The following is a 20,090-nucleotide window of genomic DNA, read 5'->3' as shown; positions in this document are numbered from 1 at the left end:
AAGGTTCTCCATGCCCTTGGCTCTGCTCGCGCTCGCGATCTCGGCCTTCGGTATCGGCACCACCGAGTTCGTGATGATGGGCCTGCTGCCCGACGTCGCGGACGACCTGGGCACCTCCGTGCCCACCGCCGGCTACCTCGTCTCCGCCTACGCCCTCGGCGTCGTCATCGGCGCACCCCTCCTGACCGCCCTCGGCTCCCGCGTCCCGCGCAAGCGCATGCTGGTCGCGCTGATGGCGGTCTTCACGGTCGGCAACCTCGCCTCCGCCCTGGCCCCCACCTTCGGGCTGCTGATCGCCGGCCGGCTGCTGGCCGGCCTCCCGCACGGCGCGTTCTTCGGCGTCGGGGCGGTGGTCGCCGCCCGCCTGGTGCGCGAGGGCCGCCAGGCCCGCGCGGTGGCCACCATGTTCCTGGGCCTGACCATCGCCAACATCGTCGGCGTGCCCGCCGCCACCCTGCTCGGCCAGCACCTGGGCTGGCGCGCGACCTTCCTCGTCGTGGCCGCCATCGGACTGGTCGCGATGGCCTCCCTGGCCCGGCTGATCCCGCCGCTGCCGGCCGAGCCGCACACCGGGCTGGGCGGCGAACTGCGCGCCCTGGGCAACCGCCAGGTGCTGCTCGGCCTGCTCACCACCGTCTTCGGCTTCGCCGGGATCTTCGCCGTCTACAGCTACCTGGCCTCGATGATGACCGAGGTCACCGGCTTCGCCGCCGGCTCGGTCCCGCTGGTCCTCGCCCTCTTCGGCATCGGCATGACGCTCGGCGCGCTGGCCGCCGGACCGCTCACCGACCGGGCGCTGCGCCCCACCCTCTACGGATCCCTGGGCGCGCTCGCCGTGATCCTGGCGGCCTTCCACTTCGCCGCCCCGGTGAAGTGGGCGGCGCTGGTCGGCGTCGTGCTCATCGGCGCCACCGGCTTCCTGACCACGACGCCGCTGCAGATGCTGGTGATGAACAAGGCGCGGCAGGCCCCCACCCTGGCCGCCGCCTCCAACCAGTCGGCGTTCAACCTGGCCAACGCGGGCGGGGCCTGGATCGGCGGCCTGGTCCTCTCGGCGGGCTGGGGTTGGACCTCGCCCACCCTGGCCGGCGCGGTGCTGGCCGCCGCCGGCCTGGTGGTCGCGTTGGTCGCCGGCCGGCTGGACCGCGGCGCCGGCGACGCGTCCCCCGGGACGGGCGGGACGGCCCCCACCCGCATCGTGGCGCGCGGCCGGGACGGCGAACCGGCACCGGCCGCCACGGCGGAGGCGGCCCTCTCGGCCGACGCCGTCGGCCCGTAGGCCCGGTACGGAGGGCCTGGGAGCACCGCGCCCCGGGCCCCTGCGGTCCGTAGGTCCCCTAGAACCCCTCGCGCCAGTGGTTCGTGATCGGCAGCCGTCGGTCCTTCCCGAAGCCCTTGGCGGAGATCTTGGTGCCGGGCGGGTACTGCCGGCGCTTGTACTCGGCGTGGTCCACCATCCGCAGCACCCGGGTCACCAGCGCCGCGTCGAAGCCCTGCGCCACGATCTCCTCCCGGCCCCGGTCGCGGTCGACGTACAGCTCCAGGATCCGGTCCAGGACCGCGTAGTCCGGCAGTGAGTCGGTGTCGACCTGGCCGGGCCGCAGTTCGGCGCTGGGCGGCTTGCTGAGCGAGTGCTCGGGGATCGGCGGGGTCTCGCCGCGCGCGGCGGCGGCCTCGTTGCGCCAGCGCGCCAGCTCGTAGACGACGGTCTTGTAGACGTCCTTGATGGGGCCGTAGCCGCCGACCGAGTCGCCGTAGAGGGTCGAATAGCCGCACGCCAGCTCGGACTTGTTGCCCGGGGCGAGGACCAGGTGCCCCTCCTGGTTGGAGAGGGCCATCAGGGTCGTGCCGCGCAGCCGCGACTGGAGGTTCTCCTCGGCGAGCCCGGTCAGGTGCAGCGTCGCCATGTACGCGTCGAACATCGGGCCGATCGGCACCGTGCGGAAGTGCAGCCCGGTGCGGCGGGCCAGTTCGGCGGCGTCGCCGACGGAGTGCTCGCTGGAGTAGCGCGAGGGCATCGCGACCGCGTGCACCTGCTCGGCGCCGAGCGCGTCGCAGGCCAGCGCGGCGACCAGCGCGGAGTCGATCCCGCCGGACAGCCCCAGCACCACACTGCCGAAGCCGTTCTTGGTGACGTAGGCCCGTAGGCCGACGACGAGCGCGGTGTAGATCTCCGCCAGGTCGTCCAGGCGCTCGGCGTGCCCGTCGAGCGTCCCCGCCGCCCGCTCCGCGGTGGCGGGCGCCGGCGCCGGGGGTGCGGTGGAGAGCACGACGTGGTCCACCCGCAGCCCGTCGGTCAGCACCCCGGACGGCGGTTCGGGTGCGGCGGCCGGCAGTTCCACGTCGACCAGTACGCAGCCCTCGGCGAACTGCGGGGCCCGGGCGAGCACCCGGCCGTCCGCGTCGACGACGATCGAGTCGCCGTCGAAGACCAGCTCGTCCTGCCCGCCGGTCATCGCGAGGTAGGCGGTGGTGCAGCCGGCCTCCTGCGCCCGCTTGCGGACCAGTTCCAGCCGGGTGTCGTCCTTGTCCCGCTCGTAGGGCGAGGCGTTGACGGACAGCAGCAGTCCCGCGCCGGCCTCGCGCGCGGCGGGCACCCGGCCGCCCTCCTGCCACAGGTCCTCGCAGATGGCCAGCGCCACGTCGACGCCGTGCACCCGGACGACGGGCAGGGTGTCGCCGGGGACGAAGTACCGGAACTCGTCGAAGACGCCGTAGTTGGGCAGGTGGTGCTTGGCGAAGGTGAGCGCGATCGCGCCGCGGTACAGCACCGCCGCGGCGTTCTGCGGGGCGCCGGCCGGCCGGCCGTAGCGGGGCAGCGCCTGCGCGCAGCGGTCGAGGTAGCCGACGACGACCGGGACCTCGCCCAGTCCCTCCGCGGCCAGCCGGGCGGCCAGTGCGGACAGTGCCGCCCGGCTCGCCTCGACGAACGACGGGCGCAGGGCGAGGTCCTCGACGGGGTAGCCGGTCAGCGCCATCTCCGGGAACGCGACGAGGTGCGCGCCCTGGCCGGCGGCCTGCCGGGTCCCGTGCACGACCGCCGCGGCGTTTTGGGCGAGGTCGCCGACGCAGGAATCGATCTGTTGGAGGGCGAGACGAAGTCGGGGCACCCCGCCAGTGTAATCGTCTTTCTGACGCAATGGGGGTGCGGCGCGGCGCGCGGCGGCCCCCGGCAACGCGGTTGCCGGGGGCCGAACGGGGTGCCGCACGGCCGCCGACCGCCCCGGTGGAGCACGGGTCCGGTCGGCGCGCGGTCACTTCCGCCGGTAGCCGAGGACCGTCATCATCCCCGACTCCGAGTGGTAGATGTTGTGGCAGTGCAGCATCCACAGCCCCGGGTTGTCGGCGTCGAAGTCCACGGCGAGGCGCTGCCCGGGCCGCATGACCGTGGTGTCCTTGCGCGGCCCGCCGTTGGGGAGCGTGAAGCTGTGGCCGTGCAGGTGGACCGGGTGCCACATCGCGGTGCGGTTGCGGAACACCAGCCGCACCCGCTCGCCCTCCTCGATCGCGTAGCGCTGTGACGGGGTGTACGGGTATCCGTTGAACGACCAGTTGAAGCGCTCCATGTTGCCCATGAGCTTCATGGTCAGCACCCGGTCCGGCTTCCCGGACCGGCCCCGGACGCCCTCGGCCGCGCGCAGCCGGTCCGCGGTCGTCAGCGGTCCTTCAAGCTCCCTGGGGTGGACCGAGGGCTCCGGCGTCGGGCCGTTGCCGGTGCGCAGCACGGCCAGCGCGGTCTTGTCCTTGCCCTTGCCGTCGGCGACGGCGACCAGCGGGAAGACCCCGGACTTGGCGGTGACCAGGACGTCGTAGCGCTCGGCCATGCCGATGAGCAGCTGCTCGGCGCGGGCGTGCTGCACCGGGTAGCCGTCGGTGTGCGTCACGGTCATGTGGTGGCCGCCCAGCGCCACCCGGTAGGCGGTGTCGCCGCCGGCGTTGATGAAGCGGATCCGGATCCGGTCGCCGGGCCGGGCCCGGAAGCCCTCCGGGTCCGTCTTCGTACGGCCGTTGATGAGGTGGTACGGGTAGTTCACGCTGCCCGGCATGCCGCCCAGCACGTTGCTCCGGGCGCCGCTCTTCAGCAGCCGGGAGGGTCCGTTGTGGCCGTGCCCGGGGCCGTCGTCGCGGCGCGCCCCGCGACTGGCCCGGGCCGCTTGCCTGGACGCGGCGCCCGCGGATGCGGCGGCCGCGGCCGCGGTGGCGCTCATGCCGTGCAGCGGCAGGTTGCCCAGACCGACCTCGTGCAGGCTCTTGTTGGCCAGGTCCAGTCCCAGTTCGCCGGGGCCGTTGACGTGCGGGACGAACCGGTCGAGGTCCACGTCCGGGAAGGCCGGGGGCACCCATGCGGGGACCGCCGTCCCCGCGCTGCCGCTGCCGTGACCGCTGTGGTCCCGGTGGTTGCTGTTGCTGTTGCTGTTGCTGTTGCTCGTGCCGTGGCCGGGGCTGCTGTCGTGGCCCGTGCCGTGGTTGCCGTGACCGGCCGCCTCGCCGTGGCCGCCGCTCGCGTGCGCGGGCCCGCCGTCGGAGCCGTGCCCTTCGCCGGAGCCGCTGTTGCCGTGCATGGAGCCCCGGCCGTGGTTGAGCTCGTTGAGCACGACGTCCGGGTCGCTGCCGTCCACCCCGTCGAGCCAGTCGTCCAGCACGACGACCCACTCGTGGTCGTACTCCAGCGGCTCCTTGGGGTCGTCGATGATCAGCGGGGCGTACAGCCCGTGGTCCTGCTGGACGCCGACGTGCGGATGGAACCAGTACGTGCCCGGTTGGGTGACCCGGAAGCGGTAGTCGAAGGAGTCGCCAGGCCGGATCGGGCGCTGGGTGATGTCCGGGACGCCGTCCATGTCGTTGCGCAGCCCCAGCCCGTGCCAGTGCAGCGTGGTCGGCTGCGGCAGGCTGTTGCGGAAGGTCATCGACAGGCTGTCGCCCGCGGTGACCCGGACCACCTCGCCCGGCAGCCGGTCGCCGTACACCCAGGTGTCGACCGTCCGGCTGCCGATGTCGATCCGGGCCTTCCGTGCCTCGAGGTGCAGCCGGTGCACCCGGCCGGAGAAGGCGCGCTTGCTCTCGGCCTCGGCGACCTCCGGGCCGCGCGGGTCGACGTAGCGTCCGCCGCGCGGGCGGGTGTCGGCGCGCCGGCCGTCCTGGCTCGGCGTCGCGGCGGCGGCACCGGGTGACGAGGCCAGCAGGCTGCCGCCGGCGACCGCGAGGCCCGCGGTCAGCACGGCGCGGCGGGAGTGTGTGGAAGGGGAATCCATGGGGTGAGCACCTCGTGGCGATGTCGGGGACGGGGAGGCGAGGGCGACCGCGGGCGCCGGCCGGCGGTCCCCGGCCCGATAGGGCGCCCCGTACGAGAACGGGGGCGGGGCCGGGGGAGGGGGGAAGCGGCGGAGGCGGTGGGGCGGTGGGGCGCGCTGCGGCGCACTCAGCCGGCGGTCGGGCGGGGGAGGGGCGGCCAGGCCGGGGGTATCGCCCCGGGTCCGCGCGACGGGTGACCGCGCCGCGCGGCGGCGGCCTTGCGGTGTTCACCCATCGCGGACCTCTCGACGACCGGAGACCTACCGGCGCACCCTGGTTCCCGGGGCTGCGGCCCCGGAGGTGGCCCATCGCGCCGCACTCGCCGCGTCCGGTGGACCATCTGCCTATTCTTGGCCTTCCCGCGTTCCCGACGTATCCGGCATTCCGGACGCGCCGTCGGGACCACCCGAACACCAGGATGTCCGTGACCCCGACCCGCCCCGCACCCGGCGCCGCCGCCGGCGTCCGCCCCCGCACCACGGGCGCGGCCGCCGTCGCGCTGCTGCTCGGCGCGCTGGCCTACACCGCCTGGGTGCTGGAGCTGGTGATAGGCACCGGCCTGGACCCGGTGCGGGCGTACGTCAGCGAGCTGGCCGCCGCCGACCAGCCGCTGGGCGGCCTGTTCCGCGCCACCGACCTGGTCGCCGGGCTGCTGGTGCTGGTCGGCGCGCTCGCCGCGCTCGCCACCACCGAGCGCCGGCCCTGGACGGTGGCCGGCTTCAGCGCCCTGGCGCTCTTCGGCGCCGCCACCGCGCTGGACTCCCGACTGCCGCTGAGCTGCGCCCCCACCAGCGACCCGGTGTGCGCCGCCCGGGAGACCGCCGGACTGGTCCCGGCCACCCACACCGCGCACGCCGTCAGCAGCACGCTGGCGATGGTCGGCGCACTGGCCGCGCTGGTCCTGCTGACCGTCGCGGCCCGCCGGTACGACCAGTGGCCCGCACTCGCCCGCCTCGGCCCGCCCCTGGTGCTCGCCGAACTCGCCGCCACCGTCTGGACGCTGGCCGAGGTCGCCGTCCTCACCGCGGGCCGGGACACCTGGGCGCTCGGCGTCGGCCAGCGCCTCCAGGTGCTGCTGGTCGCGCTCTACCTCGCCGTGCTCGCCGGGTGCCTGGCCCGCCGCCCCGCCCGGACCGGCACCCCGGACCTGCCCCCGACGCCGTCGACCCCACCGCGAGGAGACCGATGACCCCCCGCCCCGCCCCCGGCCGGATGGTGCGCGTCGGCGGGCTGCCGCTGCACGTGCTGAGCGAGGGCGCCGGCCCCGTCGTGGTGCTCAGCGGCGGCCTCGGCATGGCCTGGTTCGACTGGGACGCGGTCGCCGCGCTGCTCGTCCCGCACCGCACCGTCGTCCGCTTCGACCGTCCGGGCCTGGGCCTCAGCGCCCCGGCCGCGGCGCCGCCCGACCTCGGCGGCGAGGCGGACCGGATCGCCGCCCTCCTGGACGCCCTGGGCCACCGGGCGCCGGCCACCGTCGTCGGGCACTCGCTGGCCGGTTTCCACGCCGAGGCGTTCGCCCGGATGCACCCCGCCCGCTGCGCCGGTCTGGTGCTCGTCGACGGCAGTGTCGAGGAGGACCCCCGGCCCCGGCTGCCGCGCGCGGTCCGCACCGCCTGGGCCCGGGGCGCGGCCGGCGCGCTCGCCGCGGTCGGGCTGCCGCGGCTGCTCGGCCCGGCCGCGCGCCGCCTGATATCCCGCGCCGGGACGGTGGGCCGGCACCCGCGACACCGCTGGGAGAGCGCCGGCTACCGCACCAGTCGGGTGCTGCGGGCCTGCGCCCTGGAGAACGCCGGCTACCCCTACCAGGCCGCGGACCTGGCCGCGCTGCGCGCCCACCGCCCGATGCCGGCCGTCCCGGTGACGGTGCTGGCCGCCTACGACGGCAGCGAGTCCGCGGGCGAACTGCGCTGGCTGGCGCGGCAGCGGGCGCTCGCCGCACAGCTGGGCGGCCGCTGCACCGTCGCCGCGCCCTCCGGCCACCTGGTCATGGCGGACGTGCCGGAGGCGGTGGCCCGGGCGGTGCTGGACCTGGGATGACGGTGGCCCTTGCCAACGGCCCTTACCGGCCGAACATCGGCACACGGAGCGCTCAACACCGGGTCAACGAGGGCTCACGGAGCGTCCAAGAGTGGGCCAAGGCCCTCGCTTCGCGGGTCGCCGTGCGCTGACCCTGGTCGCGGCGGGGAAGATGCGGGAAGGAACCGAGGAGGGGGTCACGGGTCGGCGGTTCTGATTCAGGCCAAGGGTGCGTAATGTGACGGTAACCCCCTGACGTGATACTGGTGGGCCGGAACGCGATGATCCCCGCGCGTGGACAGGCCATATGACCTGCAAGGATTGGTGAACCATGGACAAGCAGCAGGAGTTTGTGCTCCGGACGCTGGAAGAGCGCGACATTCGCTTCGTCCGGCTGTGGTTCACCGACGTCCTCGGGTTCTTGAAGTCGGTGGCGGTGGCCCCGGCCGAGCTGGAGCAGGCGTTCGACGAGGGCATCGGCTTCGACGGCTCCGCGATCGAGGGCTTCGCCCGCGTCTACGAGTCCGACATGATCGCCAAGCCCGACCCCGGCACCTTCCAGATCCTGCCGTGGCGCGCCGAGGCGCCGGGCACGGCCCGGATGTTCTGCGACATCCTGATGCCGGACGGCTCGCCCTCGTATGCCGACCCGCGCTTCGTCCTCAAGCGCATCCTGGCCAAGACCTCCGACCTCGGCTTCACCTTCTACACCCACCCCGAGATCGAGTTCTTCCTGCTCAAGGACAAGCCGGTGGACGGCTCCCGGCCGATCCCCGGCGACTCCTCCGGCTACTTCGACCACACCCCGCAGAACGTCGGGATGGACTTCCGCCGGCAGGCGATCACCATGCTGGAGTCGATGGGCATCTCGGTGGAGTTCAGCCACCACGAGGGCGCCCCCGGCCAGCAGGAGATCGACCTGCGCTACGCCGACGCGCTCTCCACCGCCGACAACGTCATGACCTTCCGGCTGGTGATGAAGCAGGTCGCGCTGGAGCAGGGCGTCCAGGCCACCTTCATGCCCAAGCCGTTCTCGGAGTACCCGGGTTCGGGCATGCACACCCACCTCTCGCTCTTCGAGGGCGACCGCAACGCCTTCCACGAGTCGGGCGCGGAGTACCAGCTCTCCAAGGTCGGCCGGTCCTTCATCGCCGGTCTGCTCAAGCACGCCGGCGAGATCTCCGCCGTCACCAACCAGTGGGTCAACTCCTACAAGCGCATCTGGGGCGGCGCCAACCGCACCGCGGGCGCCGGCGGCGAGGCCCCCTCGTACATCTGCTGGGGCCACAACAACCGCTCCGCGCTGATCCGCGTCCCGATGTACAAGCCCGGCAAGATGGGCTCCACCCGCGTCGAGGTCCGCTCCGTCGACTCCGGCGCCAACCCCTACCTCTCCTACGCGGTGCTGCTCGCCGCCGGCCTGAAGGGCATCGAGGAGGGCTACGAACTCCCGGCCGGCGCCGACGACGACGTGTGGGCGCTGTCCGACTCCGAGCGCCGCGCCATGGGCATCGAGCCGCTGCCGCAGAACCTCGGCGAGGCCATCGACCTGATGGAGCGCAGCGAACTGGTCGCCGAGACCCTCGGCGAGCACGTCTTCGACTTCTTCCTGCGCAACAAGAAACAGGAGTGGGAGGAGTACCGCTCCGAGGTCACCGCCTTCGAGCTGCGGAAGATGCTGCCGGTGCTCTGAGCCCGGACCCGCGCCCCGTGTCCGAGCCGACCCGCCACCGAGAGGCCGCCCCATGGCACTACCCGCCCCGCAGGGACGGCGGAGCAGCACCTTCGCCCGGCTGCTGAGGCACGGTTTCACCGACCCCTCGGCGGCCGGCACGCTGCTCGACGCCCCCGAACTCGCCTCCGTGCGCGACGACTCGGTGCTCCTCGAAGCGCTCGGCGGCACGTCCGACCCCGACCTGGCGCTGCGCGGCCTGCTCCGGATGGTGGAGGCGCTCCAGCCGGCCGAGCAGCAGGAGCTGCTGGCCACGGTCGCCGCCGCCAAGCCGCTGCGCGACCGGCTGCTGGGCGTGCTGGGCGCGTCCGAGGCGCTCGGCGACCACCTGGTCCGGCACCCGGACGACTGGCGGTCGCTGGTCACCTACGAGTCCGTCGACCTGCACCCCACCACCCCGGAGTTCGAGCAGGCGCTCGCCGACGGCATCTGGGGCGAGCGGGGCGCCGACCGGCCGCGCGCGGACGCGCTGCGCGCCGCCTACCGCCGCTGCCTGCTGGGTATCGCGGCCCGTGACGTGTGCGGCACCACCGACGTCGCGGAGGCCGCGGCGGAGCTCGCGGACCTGGCCACCGCCACCGTCCGGGCCGCCCTGGAGATCGCCTACGAGGAGCAGCCCGGCGACGCCGCGCAGTGCCGGCTGGCGGTCATCGGCATGGGCAAGTGCGGCGGCCGGGAACTGAACTACGTCTCCGACGTGGACGTCATCTACGTCGCCGAGCCGCGGGAGGGCGCCGAGGAGGCCAAGGCGCTCCAGGCCGCGACCCGGCTCGCCGCCCGGATGATGCGGCTGTGCTCGGACAGCACCGCCGAGGGCACCATCTGGCCGGTGGACGCCAACCTGCGCCCCGAGGGCCGCAACGGGCCGTTGGTGCGCACCCTGACCAGCCACCTCGCCTACTACCAGCGGTGGGCCAAGACCTGGGAGTTCCAGGCGCTGCTCAAGGCCCGCCCGATGGCCGGTGACCTGGCACTGGGCCAGGAGTACGTGGACGCGCTGGCGCCGATGGTGTGGGACGTCGCCGAGCGGGAGAACTTCGTCACCGACGTCCGCCAGATGCGCCTGAGGGTGGTGGAGAACATCCCCGCCGCCCAGGTCGACCGCGAGCTCAAGCTCGGGCCCGGCGGGCTGCGGGACGTCGAATTCGCCGTCCAGCTGCTCCAGTTGGTGCACGGCCGCACGGACGCCACGCTGCGCAGCGCCACCACCCTGGACGCGCTGGCGGCGCTCGCGTCCGGCGGTTACGTGGGCCGCCAGGACGCCGCCGCGCTCGACGCCGCCTACCGCTTCCTGCGCACGCTGGAGCACCGGATCCAGTTGTTCCGGCTGCGCCGCACCCATCTGATGCCCGAGGACGAGAGCGAACTGCGGCGCCTGGCACGGTCGTTGGGGCTGCGCACCGAGCCGGTCGCCTCGCTGCGCCGGGAGTGGAAGTGGCACGCCCGCGAGGTGCGCCGGCTGCACGAGAAGCTGTTCTACCGGCCGCTGCTGGACGCCGTCGCGCACCTGGAGCCCGGCGAGGTCCGGCTGTCGGCGAAGGCCGCCGGCCACCGCCTGGAGGCCCTCGGCTACGCCGATCCGGTCGCCGCGCTGCGGCACATGGAGGCGCTGGCGTCCGGGGTGAGCCGCAAGGCGGCGATCCAGCGGACCCTGCTGCCGGTGCTGCTCGGCTGGTTCGCCGACTCCGCCGACCCCGACGCCGGCCTGCTGAACTTCCGCAAGGTCTCCGACGCGCTCGGCAAGACCCCCTGGTACCTCCGGCTGCTGCGGGACGAGGGCGCCGCCGCGGAGAACCTCGCACGGGTGCTGTCCGCCGGCCGGCTCGCCCCCGACCTGCTGCTGCGCGCTCCCGAGGCGGTCGCCCTGCTGGGGGCCGCCGACGGGCTCCAGCCGCGCGGCCGGGCCGCCCTGGAACAGGAGGTGCTGGCCGCGGTCGGCCGCGCCGACGGTGCCGAGGCGGCGGTGGCGGCGGCCCGCGGGGTGCGCCGCCGGGAGTTGTTCCGCACCACCGCCGCCGACGTCATCGGCGCGTACGGCACCGAGTCCAGCCCGGCCGAGACCGACCACGGCCACGCCGTGGACGCGGTCGGTTCGGCGGTCTCCGACGTCAACGCCGCGACCCTCGCCGGCGCCCTGCGGGCCGCCGTCCGCGAGCAGTGGGGCGACACCCTGCCGACCCGGTTCGCGGTGATCGGGGTGGGCCGCTTCGGCGGCCACGAGCTGAGCTACGGTTCCGACGCCGACGTGCTGTTCGTCCACGAACCGCGCGAGGGCGCCGACGAGCAGGAGGCCGCCAAGGCCGCCCACGCGGTCGCCAACGAGATGCGGCGGCTGCTCCAACTCCCCTCCGCCGACCCGCCGTTGCTCATCGACGCGGACCTGCGGCCGGAGGGCCGGTCGGGTCCGCTGGTGCGCACCCTCGCCTCGTACGCGGCGTACTACCGGCGGTGGTCGCTGGTGTGGGAGGCGCAGGCGCTGCTGCGGGCCGAACCGGTCGCCGGCGACGTCGAGTTGGGGGAGCGGTTCGTCGAGCTGATCGACCCGCTGCGCTACCCCGCCGAGGGGCTGGGCGAGGACGCGGTCCGCGAGATCCGCCGGCTCAAGGCGCGGATGGAGTCCGAGCGGCTGCCCCGCGGCGCGGACCCCACCACGCACGCCAAGTTGGGCCGCGGCGGCCTGAGCGACGTGGAGTGGACGGTCCAGTTGATGCAGTTGCGGCACGGCTGGGAGCTGCCGGGACTGCGCACCACCCGGACCCGGGACGCGCTGGCCGCCGCGCACGCCGCCGGACTGATCGACACCGACGACGCCCGGACGCTGGACGAGGCGTGGGTACTGGCGGCGCGGGTGCGCAACGCGGTGATGCTGGTGCGCGGCCGGCCCGGGGACACCTTCCCGGCGGACGGCCGGGAGCTGGCCGCCGTCGGCCGCTACCTCGGCTACGAGGAGGGGCACGTCGGGGACATGGTCGACGACTACCGGCGGATCACCCGGCGGGCGCGCGCCGTCGTCGAGGAGCTGTTCTACGGGGCCTGACGCGGGTCTCGGCGGGCCCGGGGGCGGCGGCTACCGGTCGTGGGGGGCCGTCGGGTCGCCCAGCAGCGCCCGCAGGTGCGCGAGGTACCCGGCCAGGGTGAGGGCGAACGCGGCGTCGGCGCGGTCCGGGGCGCTGGCGTCCTGGGCCGCCGCCAGCCGCGGCGCGTCGGCCCCGGCGGCGACCTCCCACATGGGGTCCGGTGCCGACATGTCCAGTGCCGAGCCGAGGACGAGGTTGTCCAGGCCGGTGATCACCGCCATCACCCCCTCCGGCGCGAAGCCCGCGTCGAGCAGCAGCCCGGCCACCCGGTCGTAGTGGGCGAGCACCTTCGGCGCCCGGATCGGTGAGGTCATCAGCATCGGGATGGTCCGCGGGTGGGCGGCGAACGCGGCGCGGTAGGAGTGTGCCCAGGCGGCGAGCGCCACGTCCCAGCGGGCGTCCGCCAGGGCGTCGGGGTCGATCGCGTCGGTGACCCGCTCCCGCAGCAGCTCGATCACCCCGGCCCGGCCGTCCACGTGGTGGTACACCGAGGCGGTCTGCACGCCGAGCCGCCGGGCCACCTCCGGAACGCTGAAGTCGCCCTTCTCGTCGACGAGTTCGAGTGCGGTCGCGCCGATCCGCGCCCGGTCGAGCAGGGCCTTCCGCGGCCGCCCCATGGTGTCCCCTCCCGGCGAAAGTCCCCGTCACGGGGTCTTCCCGAATCGTACGGCGGCGGGTACGGTCCCAAAAACCGAAAGGCTTTAGGTTTCTTTCCCTCCGCGGTCACCCTGCCGTCACACCCCCGTACGCGCACGGCCGCTCCCTCTCCCCTGTCCAGGTCGCAGAAGGGCAACCGAGCCATGGCCGTAGAGTCCGGGTCCCCCAACGGGGCGCCGCAGCAGACCGCCCCGCCCGACGCGGCCGCCGCCACGCTGCGCCGCGGCACGCTCGGCGTCGCCGACATCGCCTTCTTCGTCATCTCCGCCGCCGCACCGCTCACCGTGATGGCCGGCACCTCCCCGATCGCCCTCGGTGCCGGCGGCCTCGGCGCCCCGGTCGGCTACGTGCTGGCCGGCGCCACCCTGGCCCTGTTCGCGGTGGGCTTCACCACCATGGCCCGGCACGTCCGCAACGGCGGCGGCTTCTACGCCTTCATCACCCGCGGACTGGGCCGCCCGGCCGGCTTCGGCGCCGCCACCCTGGCGCTGCTCGCCTACAACGGCATGCAGATCGGCGTCTACGGCCTGCTCGCCACGGCCACCCAGGACGCCCTGGAGGCGTTCTGGGGCATCCACGTCCCCTGGCCGCCGATCGCGCTCGCCGGCGTCGTCGTCATCTGGTTCCTCGGCTACCGCAGCATCGACTTCGGCGCCAAGGTGCTGGGCGTCCTGCTGGTCGCCGAGACCGGCATCCTCGCCCTGCTCGCCGGCGGCGTCCTGCTGCACGGCGGCGCGCACGGCCTGGCACTGGACTCCTTCACCCCGCAGCACGTCCTGGTCCCCGGCACCGGCGCCGTCCTGGCCTTCGCCTTCGCCGCCTTCACCGGCTTCGAGTCCACCGCCATCTACCGCCACGAGGCCCGCGAACCCCGCCGCACCATCCCCCGCGCCACCTACATCGCGGTCGCCTTCCTCGGCCTCTTCTACGCCTTCACGATCTGGATCGTCATCCAGGCGTACGGCGCCGACCGCATCGTGCAGGCCGCCCTGGCGGACCCCGCGGGCCTCTTCTTCACCGCCACCACCCGCTACGTGGGCAGTTGGGCCGCCGACCTGATGCACCTGTTCATCATCACCAGCATCCTCGCCTCCCAACTGGCCTTCCACAACGCGATCAACCGCTACGGCCTGGCCATGGCCCAGGAAGGGGTGCTGCCCCCCGTCCTCGGCCGGGTCCACCCCCGCCACCGCTCCCCGTACGCCGCCGGCGCGGTGCAGAGCGTCCTCGCCGTCGTGGTCGTGCTCGGCTTCGCCCTGGCCGGCGCCGACCCGTACACCCAACTGCTGCTGTGGATGAACACCCCCGGCATGCTGGGCCTGCTGGCGCTCCAGGCGCTCACCGCGATCGCGGTGCCGCTGTACTTCCGCCGCTTCCGGCACCAGGAGGGCGCGCTGCGCACCCAGGTCACGCCGATCGCCGCCACGGTGCTGATGCTCGGCGCGCTGTGGCTGGTCATCGCCAAGATAGACATCATGACCGGCGCCGGCTTGGCCACCAACGCCGCCCTGGTGCTGGCCGTCCCCGCCGCCTTCGCCGTCGGCCTCCTCCTGGCCCGCCGGGTCCGCCGCACCCGCCCCGCGGTCTACGCGGGCTTCGCCGCCGAACCGGACGCGGACCCGGAGCCGGCCCCCGCAGGCCCGTCCGCCGCCGCACCCGAGGAGGCCGCCGCCCGCGGCTGACCCGCCGACCCGCCCGGGGCCGGACCGGCCCCGCCAACCGCCCGCACCGAGGAGCTCCCCGTGCCGTCCACCCCCGCCACCCCGCCCACCCCGCCCACCCCTTCCGGCAGTTCGCGCACCGCCGCCGACACCGTCCTGACCGGCGCCCGGGTCCGCACCCTCGACCCCGCCCGCCCCTGGGCCGAGGCCGTCGCGGTCAAGGACGGGCGGATCGTCGCGGTCGGCGACGCGGCGGACGTCCGGCACTGGCGCGGCGCCACCACCGAGATCGTCGACCTGGCCGGCGCCACCCTCGTCCCGGGCCTCACCGACGGCCACAGCCACCCCGTCTGGGGCGTCGAGATGGCCACCGGCCTCGACCTGAGCGCCGTCCGCGACCTCGACGGACTGCGCGCGGCCCTCGCCACCGCCGCCCGGACACTGCCCCCGGGCGCCTGGCTCACCGGCTGGGGCCTGGACCACAACGTCTTCGGCGACCGGCCCGTCCACCGCGAGCTGATCGAGGACGCGCTGGCCGGCGCCCCCGCCTTCCTCCGCCTCTACGACGGCCACTCGGCGCTGGCCAGCGGTCGGGCCCTGGACGCCGCCGGGATCACCGGGCCGCGGGCCTTCGCCCAGCGCGCCAGCGTGGTCTGCGACGACACCGGCCGCCCCACCGGGCACCTGGTCGAGCACGCCGCGACGAACCTGGTGCTGCCCGCCATGCCCCGCCCCTCGGCCGCCGACCGCCGCGCCCGGCTGCTCGGCCTGCTCCACGAGATGGCCGCGGCCGGCCTGACCGGCGCCCACGTCATGGACATGGAGGACGAGGACGCCCCCGAACTCCTCGCCGCCATCGAGGCGGACGGCCCCCTCCCGGTCCGGCTGCGGCTCGCCCCCTGGTGCATGCCCGGCATCGACACCGACGGCCTGGACCACCTGGTCGCCCTGCAGCGCCGGGCCGGCCGCCACTGGCGGATCGGCGGGGTGAAGTTCTTCATGGACGGCACCGTCGAGGGCGGCACCGCCTGGCTGGAACGCCCCGACTGCCACGGCCAGGGCACCGACGCCTTCTGGCCGGACCCCGCCGCCTACACCCACGCCGTCCACCACCTCGACCGGGCCGGGGTGCGCACCGCCACCCACGCCATCGGCGACGCCGCGGTCCGCCACGTCCTGGACACCGTCGAACTGCTCGGCGCCGACCGGCCCGGCGCCCGCCACCGGCACCGCATCGAGCACATCGAGACCGTCCCGGACTCCCAGCTCCCGCGGTTCGCCCGGCTCGGCGTCGCCGCCTCCATGCAGCCCACCCACACCCACTACACCCGCGCCGACCACACCGACGCCTGGTCCCAGCGGGTCGGTGCGGAACGCGCCGGCCGGGCCTGGCGCTGCCGCGACCTGCGGGACGCCGGCGCCGTCCTGGTCCTCGGCTCGGACTGGCCGATCGCGCACCACGACCCCCGCCAGGTCCTGGCTACCGCCCGGCTGCGCCGCCCCGCGGGCCACCCGGACACGCAGCCGGTCACCCCCGACCAGGCCCTGACCGGACTCCAGGCGCTGGAGGGCCTGACCTCGCACGCGGCCCGGCCGGTCGGCGAGGAGGCCGAGGCCGGCCGGATCGCCCCCGGCTTCCGCGCCGACCTGACCGCGCTGGCCGTCGACCCGGTCACCGCCCCGGCCGACGAGGTGGCCACCGCCCCGGTCCTCGTGACCATGACCGGCGGCCACCTCACCCACCGCGCCGAGCGGTAGCCACGACGACGGGCCGCGGGCGAACCCTCCGCCCGCGGCCCGCCGCCGCACCGTGCCCGGGGTCACACCCCGGGCCGGGTCACGCCCCGAGGGGCGCCAGCTCCGCCGTCCCCACGTGCCGCGCCAGCCGGTGCGGCAGCCGTCCGTACCACGCGAGGGCCAGCCCGTAGCCGAACGCCAGGCACAGCACCCCGCCCAACGCGTCCAACCAGAAGTGGTTGGCGGTCGAGACGATCACGGACAGCGTCGTCGCCGGGTACAGCAGGCCCAGCACCTTGGCCCAGACCGGCTTCGCCAGCAGCGCGATGGTCAGGCCGCACCACAGCGACCAGCCGATGTGCATCGACGGCATCGCGGCGTACTGGTTGGACATCGAGGCGAGGTTCCCGGACGCCATCGAGCCCCAGGTGCCGTGCTGCACGACGGTGTCCACGAAGCCGCCGTCCGGCATCAGCCGGGGCGGCGCCAGCGGGAAGAAGTAGTAGCCGACCAGGGCCACGCCGGTGGTGGCGAAGAGCGCCAGCCGGGCCGCCGCGTACCGCCCCGGATGCCAGCGGTAGAGCCAGATCAGCACGCCGATCGTCACGATGAAGTGCAGCGTCGCGTAGTAGTAGTTCATCGAGACGATGAGCCACGTCACGGAGTTCACGGCGTGGTTGACGGTGTGCTCGACGGCGATGCCCAGGGCGTGCTCGGCGCGCCAGATCCAGTCGGCGTTCCGCAGTGCCTGCGCCTTCTGCTCGGGCACCGCGTTGCGGATCATCGAGTAGACCCAGTAGCTGACCGCGATCAGCAGGACCTCGAACCAGAGCCGGGGTGCGCGCGGGGCCCGGAACCGGACCCGTCGCCCCTTGACCGCCGGACGGTCCGCAGGCTCCCCGCTGGCTGGCGGGGCGGCTGACAGGTCGTCCAGAGTCCTCACATGCGCATCACCCATAGGCAGACAGTCTGCCAGAAAGGGACGTGCGCCCGATCATCCTCCAGTCGGGTAAACGGCCCCCTGGCTCGACCTGGAGGAGGACGGGAATCCCCCTACGGGACGGGGGCCGGCGGGCCGCCCCGCACCCCTTGCGGGCCCGGGGCACCCCTTCACCGTGCGGCGCGCAGCGGCCGCGGCGCCTTCGCCGCCTTCGGCGCCGAGGCCGTCGACCCCCGCACCACCAGCTCCGGGTGGAAGACGAACTCGCTGTGCGGCGCCGGGGTGCCGCCGATCTCCTCCAGCAGCGCCCGCACCGCCGCCTGCCCCATGGCCTGCACCGGCTGCCGGATCGTCGTCAGCGGCGGGTCGGTGAACGCGATCAACGGGGAGTCGTCGAAGCCCACGACGGACATCTCCCGCGGCACGTCCAGTCCGCGCTGCCGGGCCGCCCGGATCGCGCCCAGCGCCATCATGTCGCTGGCGCACACGATCGCCGTCACGCCCTGCTCGATCAGCGCGGCCGCCGCGGCCTGCCCGCCCTCCAGGGTGTAGAGGGAGTGCTGGACGAGCGGCGCGGCCGTGGCCGCGTCCAGGCCCAGCTGCTCCTGGACGCAGCGCAGGAACCCCTCGATCTTCCGCTGCACCGGCACGAACCGCTTCGGTCCGAGCGCCAGCCCGATCCGCCGGTGGCCCAGCGCGGTGAGGTGGGTCACCGCCAACTCCACCGCGGTCCGGTCGTCGGGGGAGACGAACGGCGCCTGCACCTTGTCGGAGAAGCCGTTGATGAGGACGAACGGCACGCCCTGGCCGCGCAGCTGCTCGTAGCGCCCCATGTCGGCGTCGGTGTCGGCGTGCAGTCCGGAGACGAAGATGATGCCGGCCACCCCGCGGTCCACCAGCATCTCGGTGAGCTCGTCCTCGGTCGAGCCGCCCGGGGTCTGGGTCGCCAGCACCGGGGTGTACCCCTGGCGGGTCAGGGCCTGCCCGATGACCTGGGCGAACGCTGGGAAGATCGGGTTCTCCAACTCCGGGGTGATCAGTCCGACCAGGCCGGCGCTGCGCCGCCGCAGCCGCACCGGCCGCTCGTACCCGAGCACGTCGAGTGCGGCAAGCACGGACTGGCGGGTGGTGGCGGAGACGCCGGGCTTCCCATTGAGCACCCGACTGACGGTGGCTTCGCTGACACCCGCCTGCGCTGCGAGGTCGGCCAGCCGGGCGGTCATGGCACTGGACTGTACCGGGCGCATGTCAGATTGCCCACCAGCTGCAGCTGTCCCCGGGCAGCACCGCGGTGCCGTCGCCGGTCGTCACCGCGGCGCTGGCGAGCAGCAGTTCCCCGGGCAGCGGGATCTCGGCCTCCCCGGCGTGGGTGTTGACGGTGCACAGCACCCCGGGCCGGCGGAACGCCAGGACGCCCTCGGGGGCCGGCTGCCACGCCATCTCCCCGTCGCCCAGGCCCGGCAGGCGCCGGCGCAGTTCCAGCGCGCCGCGGTACAGCTCCAGCGTGGAGGCCGGGTCGCCGGTCTGCGCCGCGACGCTCAGCGGGCCCCAGTCGGCGGGCTGCGGCAGCCAACTGCCCCCCGGCCCGAAGCCGTACGGGGGTGCGGTGCCGTCCCAGGGCAGCGGCACCCGGCAGCCGTCCCGGAAGCCGTCCTGGCCGCTGGCGCCGGAGCAGCCGTCGCCGCTCTGCCCGTCGCCGCCGACGCGGCCGCGGAAGAACGCCGGGTCCTGGCGCGCCTCGGGCGGCAGGTCGGTGACCTCCGGCAGCCCCAGCTCCTCGCCCTGGTAGAGGTAGGCGGACCCGGGCAGCGCCAGCATCAGCAGGGTGGCGGCGCGGGCCCGGGCCAGACCGCCGCCGAGGCGGGTGGTGTGCCGGACGACGTCGTGGTTGGAGAGCACCCAGGTGGTGGGGGCACCGACGGCGACGGTGGCGGCCAGCGAGGAGTCGATGACCCCGCGCAGCGCCCCGGCGTCCCACGGGGTGCTCAGGAACTGGAAGTTGAACGCCTGGTGGAGCTCGTCCGGGCGGACGTACAGGGCCAGCCGCTCGCTGCTGGGGGCCCACGCCTCGGCGACCCCGATCACCTCGCGCCCGCTCGCCTCGCCGTAGCCGTCCAGCAGCCGGCGCCAGGCGCGGTGGATGGCGTGCACGCCGTCCTGGTCGAAGAAGGGCAGCACCTGACTGCCGATCAGCCGGGCCTGTTCGCCGCGGCCGATGTCGGGCAGGCCCGGCGCCTTGACCATGCCGTGCGCCACGTCCACCCGGAAGCCGTCCACGCCCAGGTCCAGCCAGAAGCGCAGGATCGCGGCGAACTCCTCGTGCACCTCGGGCCGCTCCCAGTCCAGGTCGGGCTGTTCGGGCGCGAAGAGGTGCAGGTACCAGTCGCCGCGGTCGGTGCGGGTCCAGGCCGGTCCGCCGAAGACCGACTCCCAGTCGTTGGGCGGGAGTTCGCCGTTCTCGCCCTTGCCGGGGCGGAAGACGTAGCGCTGCCGGGCCAGGTCCGGGTCCTGGAACCACGGGTGGCGGTCCGAGGTGTGGTTGGGGACGACGTCCACGATCACCCGCAGGTCGAGCGCGTGCGCGGCGCGGATCAGCGCGTCGGCGTCCTGGAGGTCGCCGAAGAGCGGGTCGACGGCGCGGTAGTCGGCGACGTCGTACCCGCCGTCGGCCTGCGGCGACGCGTAGAACGGGGTGAGCCAGACGGCGTCCACGCCCAGGTCCTTGAGGTAGGGGAGCCGTTCGCGCGCCCCGCGCAGATCGCCGACGCCGTCGCCGTCGCTGTCGGCGAAGGAGCGGACGTAGACCTGGTAGATGACGGCGTCGCGCCACCATCCCTGCCCGCGGTCCGGTCCGGCGGCCTGGGGGGCGGGGCTGGGGGAAGTGAGCTCCTGGGTCATCTGCCGTCCCTGTCAGGTCATGAGGCGAAGGTGCTTCCACGGAGTCAACGCTCCAAGGGGCGGCGGGTGACGGTGCGCCA

General features: G+C 74.6%; 13 protein-coding genes. 7 read left to right on the top strand and 6 right to left on the bottom strand.

All coding sequences use genetic code 11. The features are described 5' to 3' along the window. Window positions 1–10 precede the first annotated feature (10 nt). The gene (locus ACJ6WD_RS24005; RefSeq protein WP_331250077.1) at window positions 11–1,279 is read left to right on the top strand and encodes an MFS transporter; all 1,269 of its coding nucleotides are present in this window, start codon (window positions 11–13) and stop codon (window positions 1,277–1,279) included. Between the two features lie 58 nt (window positions 1,280–1,337). On the opposite strand, the gene ACJ6WD_RS24000 is transcribed toward ACJ6WD_RS24005, so the two are convergent. Continuing rightward, the gene (locus ACJ6WD_RS24000) at window positions 1,338–3,110 is read right to left on the bottom strand and encodes an NAD+ synthase (RefSeq protein ID WP_407616466.1); all 1,773 of its coding nucleotides are present in this window, start codon (window positions 3,108–3,110) and stop codon (window positions 1,338–1,340) included. A 144-nt stretch (window positions 3,111–3,254) separates the two neighbouring features. Beyond that, complete coding sequence (locus ACJ6WD_RS23995) at window positions 3,255–5,252, bottom strand: multicopper oxidase family protein (RefSeq protein ID WP_407616465.1); 1,998 nt, start codon at window positions 5,250–5,252, stop codon at window positions 3,255–3,257. Window positions 5,253–5,710: 458 nt separating this feature from the next. On the opposite strand from ACJ6WD_RS23995, the gene ACJ6WD_RS23990 reads away from it, so the two are divergent. From ACJ6WD_RS23990 to ACJ6WD_RS23975, 4 genes are all read left to right on the top strand, one after another. Continuing rightward, window positions 5,711–6,481 carry a DUF998 domain-containing protein gene (locus ACJ6WD_RS23990; RefSeq protein ID WP_407616464.1) on the top strand — a complete coding sequence of 257 codons (771 nt, stop codon included), beginning with the start codon at window positions 5,711–5,713 and terminating at the stop codon, window positions 6,479–6,481. Continuing rightward, window positions 6,478–7,329, top strand: a complete 852-nt coding sequence (locus tag ACJ6WD_RS23985) for an alpha/beta fold hydrolase (RefSeq protein ID WP_233659846.1) — start codon at window positions 6,478–6,480, stop codon at window positions 7,327–7,329. The genes ACJ6WD_RS23990 and ACJ6WD_RS23985 overlap by 4 nt, the downstream gene beginning before the upstream one ends. Window positions 7,330–7,639: 310 nt before the next feature. Next, the gene (gene glnA / locus ACJ6WD_RS23980) at window positions 7,640–9,001 is read left to right on the top strand and encodes a type I glutamate--ammonia ligase (RefSeq protein ID WP_016576258.1); all 1,362 of its coding nucleotides are present in this window, start codon (window positions 7,640–7,642) and stop codon (window positions 8,999–9,001) included. A 52-nt stretch (window positions 9,002–9,053) separates the two neighbouring features. After that, window positions 9,054–12,077 (top strand): bifunctional [glutamine synthetase] adenylyltransferase/[glutamine synthetase]-adenylyl-L-tyrosine phosphorylase, encoded by a 3,024-nt coding sequence (locus ACJ6WD_RS23975; protein WP_376440380.1) that lies wholly within the window; start codon window positions 9,054–9,056, stop codon window positions 12,075–12,077. A 30-nt stretch (window positions 12,078–12,107) separates the two neighbouring features. Here the strand turns inward: ACJ6WD_RS23975 and ACJ6WD_RS23970 are convergent, their stop codons facing one another. After that, complete coding sequence (locus ACJ6WD_RS23970; RefSeq protein ID WP_233659848.1) at window positions 12,108–12,734, bottom strand: TetR/AcrR family transcriptional regulator; 627 nt, start codon at window positions 12,732–12,734, stop codon at window positions 12,108–12,110. 183 nt (window positions 12,735–12,917) lie between these two features. Here ACJ6WD_RS23970 and ACJ6WD_RS23965 point away from each other — a divergent pair, with 183 nt between their 5' ends. Further along, the gene (locus ACJ6WD_RS23965) at window positions 12,918–14,456 is read left to right on the top strand and encodes an APC family permease (RefSeq protein ID WP_233659849.1); all 1,539 of its coding nucleotides are present in this window, start codon (window positions 12,918–12,920) and stop codon (window positions 14,454–14,456) included. 135 nt (window positions 14,457–14,591) lie between these two features. After that, window positions 14,592–16,193, top strand: a complete 1,602-nt coding sequence (locus tag ACJ6WD_RS23960) for an amidohydrolase (RefSeq protein WP_407616479.1) — start codon at window positions 14,592–14,594, stop codon at window positions 16,191–16,193. A gap of 79 nt (window positions 16,194–16,272) precedes the next feature. Here ACJ6WD_RS23960 and ACJ6WD_RS23955 read toward each other — a convergent pair whose 3' ends face one another. The 3 genes from ACJ6WD_RS23955 to ACJ6WD_RS23945 all read right to left on the bottom strand — a co-directional run bounded on the left by ACJ6WD_RS23955 (window position 16,273) and on the right by ACJ6WD_RS23945 (window position 20,010). Then, complete coding sequence (locus tag ACJ6WD_RS23955) at window positions 16,273–17,130, bottom strand: phosphatase PAP2 family protein (protein ID WP_376445010.1); 858 nt, start codon at window positions 17,128–17,130, stop codon at window positions 16,273–16,275. 152 nt (window positions 17,131–17,282) lie between these two features. Continuing rightward, window positions 17,283–18,335: a LacI family DNA-binding transcriptional regulator gene (locus tag ACJ6WD_RS23950; RefSeq protein ID WP_233659851.1), complete on the bottom strand. Its 1,053-nt coding sequence runs from the start codon at window positions 18,333–18,335 to the stop codon at window positions 17,283–17,285. Between the two features lie 25 nt (window positions 18,336–18,360). Then, entirely contained in the window at window positions 18,361–20,010 is a 1,650-nt protein-coding gene (locus ACJ6WD_RS23945; protein ID WP_233659852.1) for a glycoside hydrolase family 13 protein, read from the bottom strand. Window positions 20,011–20,090 lie beyond the last annotated feature (80 nt).

This window comes from Streptomyces sp. VTCC 41912, from assembly GCF_045799175.1.
Lineage (GTDB): Bacteria > Actinomycetota > Actinomycetes > Streptomycetales > Streptomycetaceae > Streptomyces > Streptomyces albulus_C.
The sequence above is the reverse complement of the archived record's forward strand: the minus strand, read 5'-3'. Positions and strand labels throughout refer to the sequence as shown.

What these genes read in the sequence shown, in the direction of transcription:
- ACJ6WD_RS24005 (WP_331250077.1), top strand. Translation starts at nt 11, where the DNA reads ATGCCCTTGGCTCTGCTCGCGCTCGCGATCTCGGCCTTCGGTATCGGC.
- ACJ6WD_RS23995 (WP_407616465.1), bottom strand. Translation starts at nt 5,252, where the DNA reads ATGGATTCCCCTTCCACACACTCCCGCCGCGCCGTGCTGACCGCGGGC.
- ACJ6WD_RS23990 (WP_407616464.1), top strand. Translation starts at nt 5,711, where the DNA reads ATGTCCGTGACCCCGACCCGCCCCGCACCCGGCGCCGCCGCCGGCGTC.
- ACJ6WD_RS23985 (WP_233659846.1), top strand. Translation starts at nt 6,478, where the DNA reads ATGACCCCCCGCCCCGCCCCCGGCCGGATGGTGCGCGTCGGCGGGCTG.
- glnA (WP_016576258.1), top strand. Translation starts at nt 7,640, where the DNA reads ATGGACAAGCAGCAGGAGTTTGTGCTCCGGACGCTGGAAGAGCGCGAC.
- ACJ6WD_RS23975 (WP_376440380.1), top strand. Translation starts at nt 9,054, where the DNA reads ATGGCACTACCCGCCCCGCAGGGACGGCGGAGCAGCACCTTCGCCCGG.
- ACJ6WD_RS23970 (WP_233659848.1), bottom strand. Translation starts at nt 12,734, where the DNA reads ATGGGGCGGCCGCGGAAGGCCCTGCTCGACCGGGCGCGGATCGGCGCG.
- ACJ6WD_RS23965 (WP_233659849.1), top strand. Translation starts at nt 12,918, where the DNA reads ATGGCCGTAGAGTCCGGGTCCCCCAACGGGGCGCCGCAGCAGACCGCC.
- ACJ6WD_RS23955 (WP_376445010.1), bottom strand. Translation starts at nt 17,130, where the DNA reads ATGGGTGATGCGCATGTGAGGACTCTGGACGACCTGTCAGCCGCCCCG.
- ACJ6WD_RS23950 (WP_233659851.1), bottom strand. Translation starts at nt 18,335, where the DNA reads ATGACCGCCCGGCTGGCCGACCTCGCAGCGCAGGCGGGTGTCAGCGAA.
- ACJ6WD_RS23945 (WP_233659852.1), bottom strand. Translation starts at nt 20,010, where the DNA reads ATGACCCAGGAGCTCACTTCCCCCAGCCCCGCCCCCCAGGCCGCCGGA.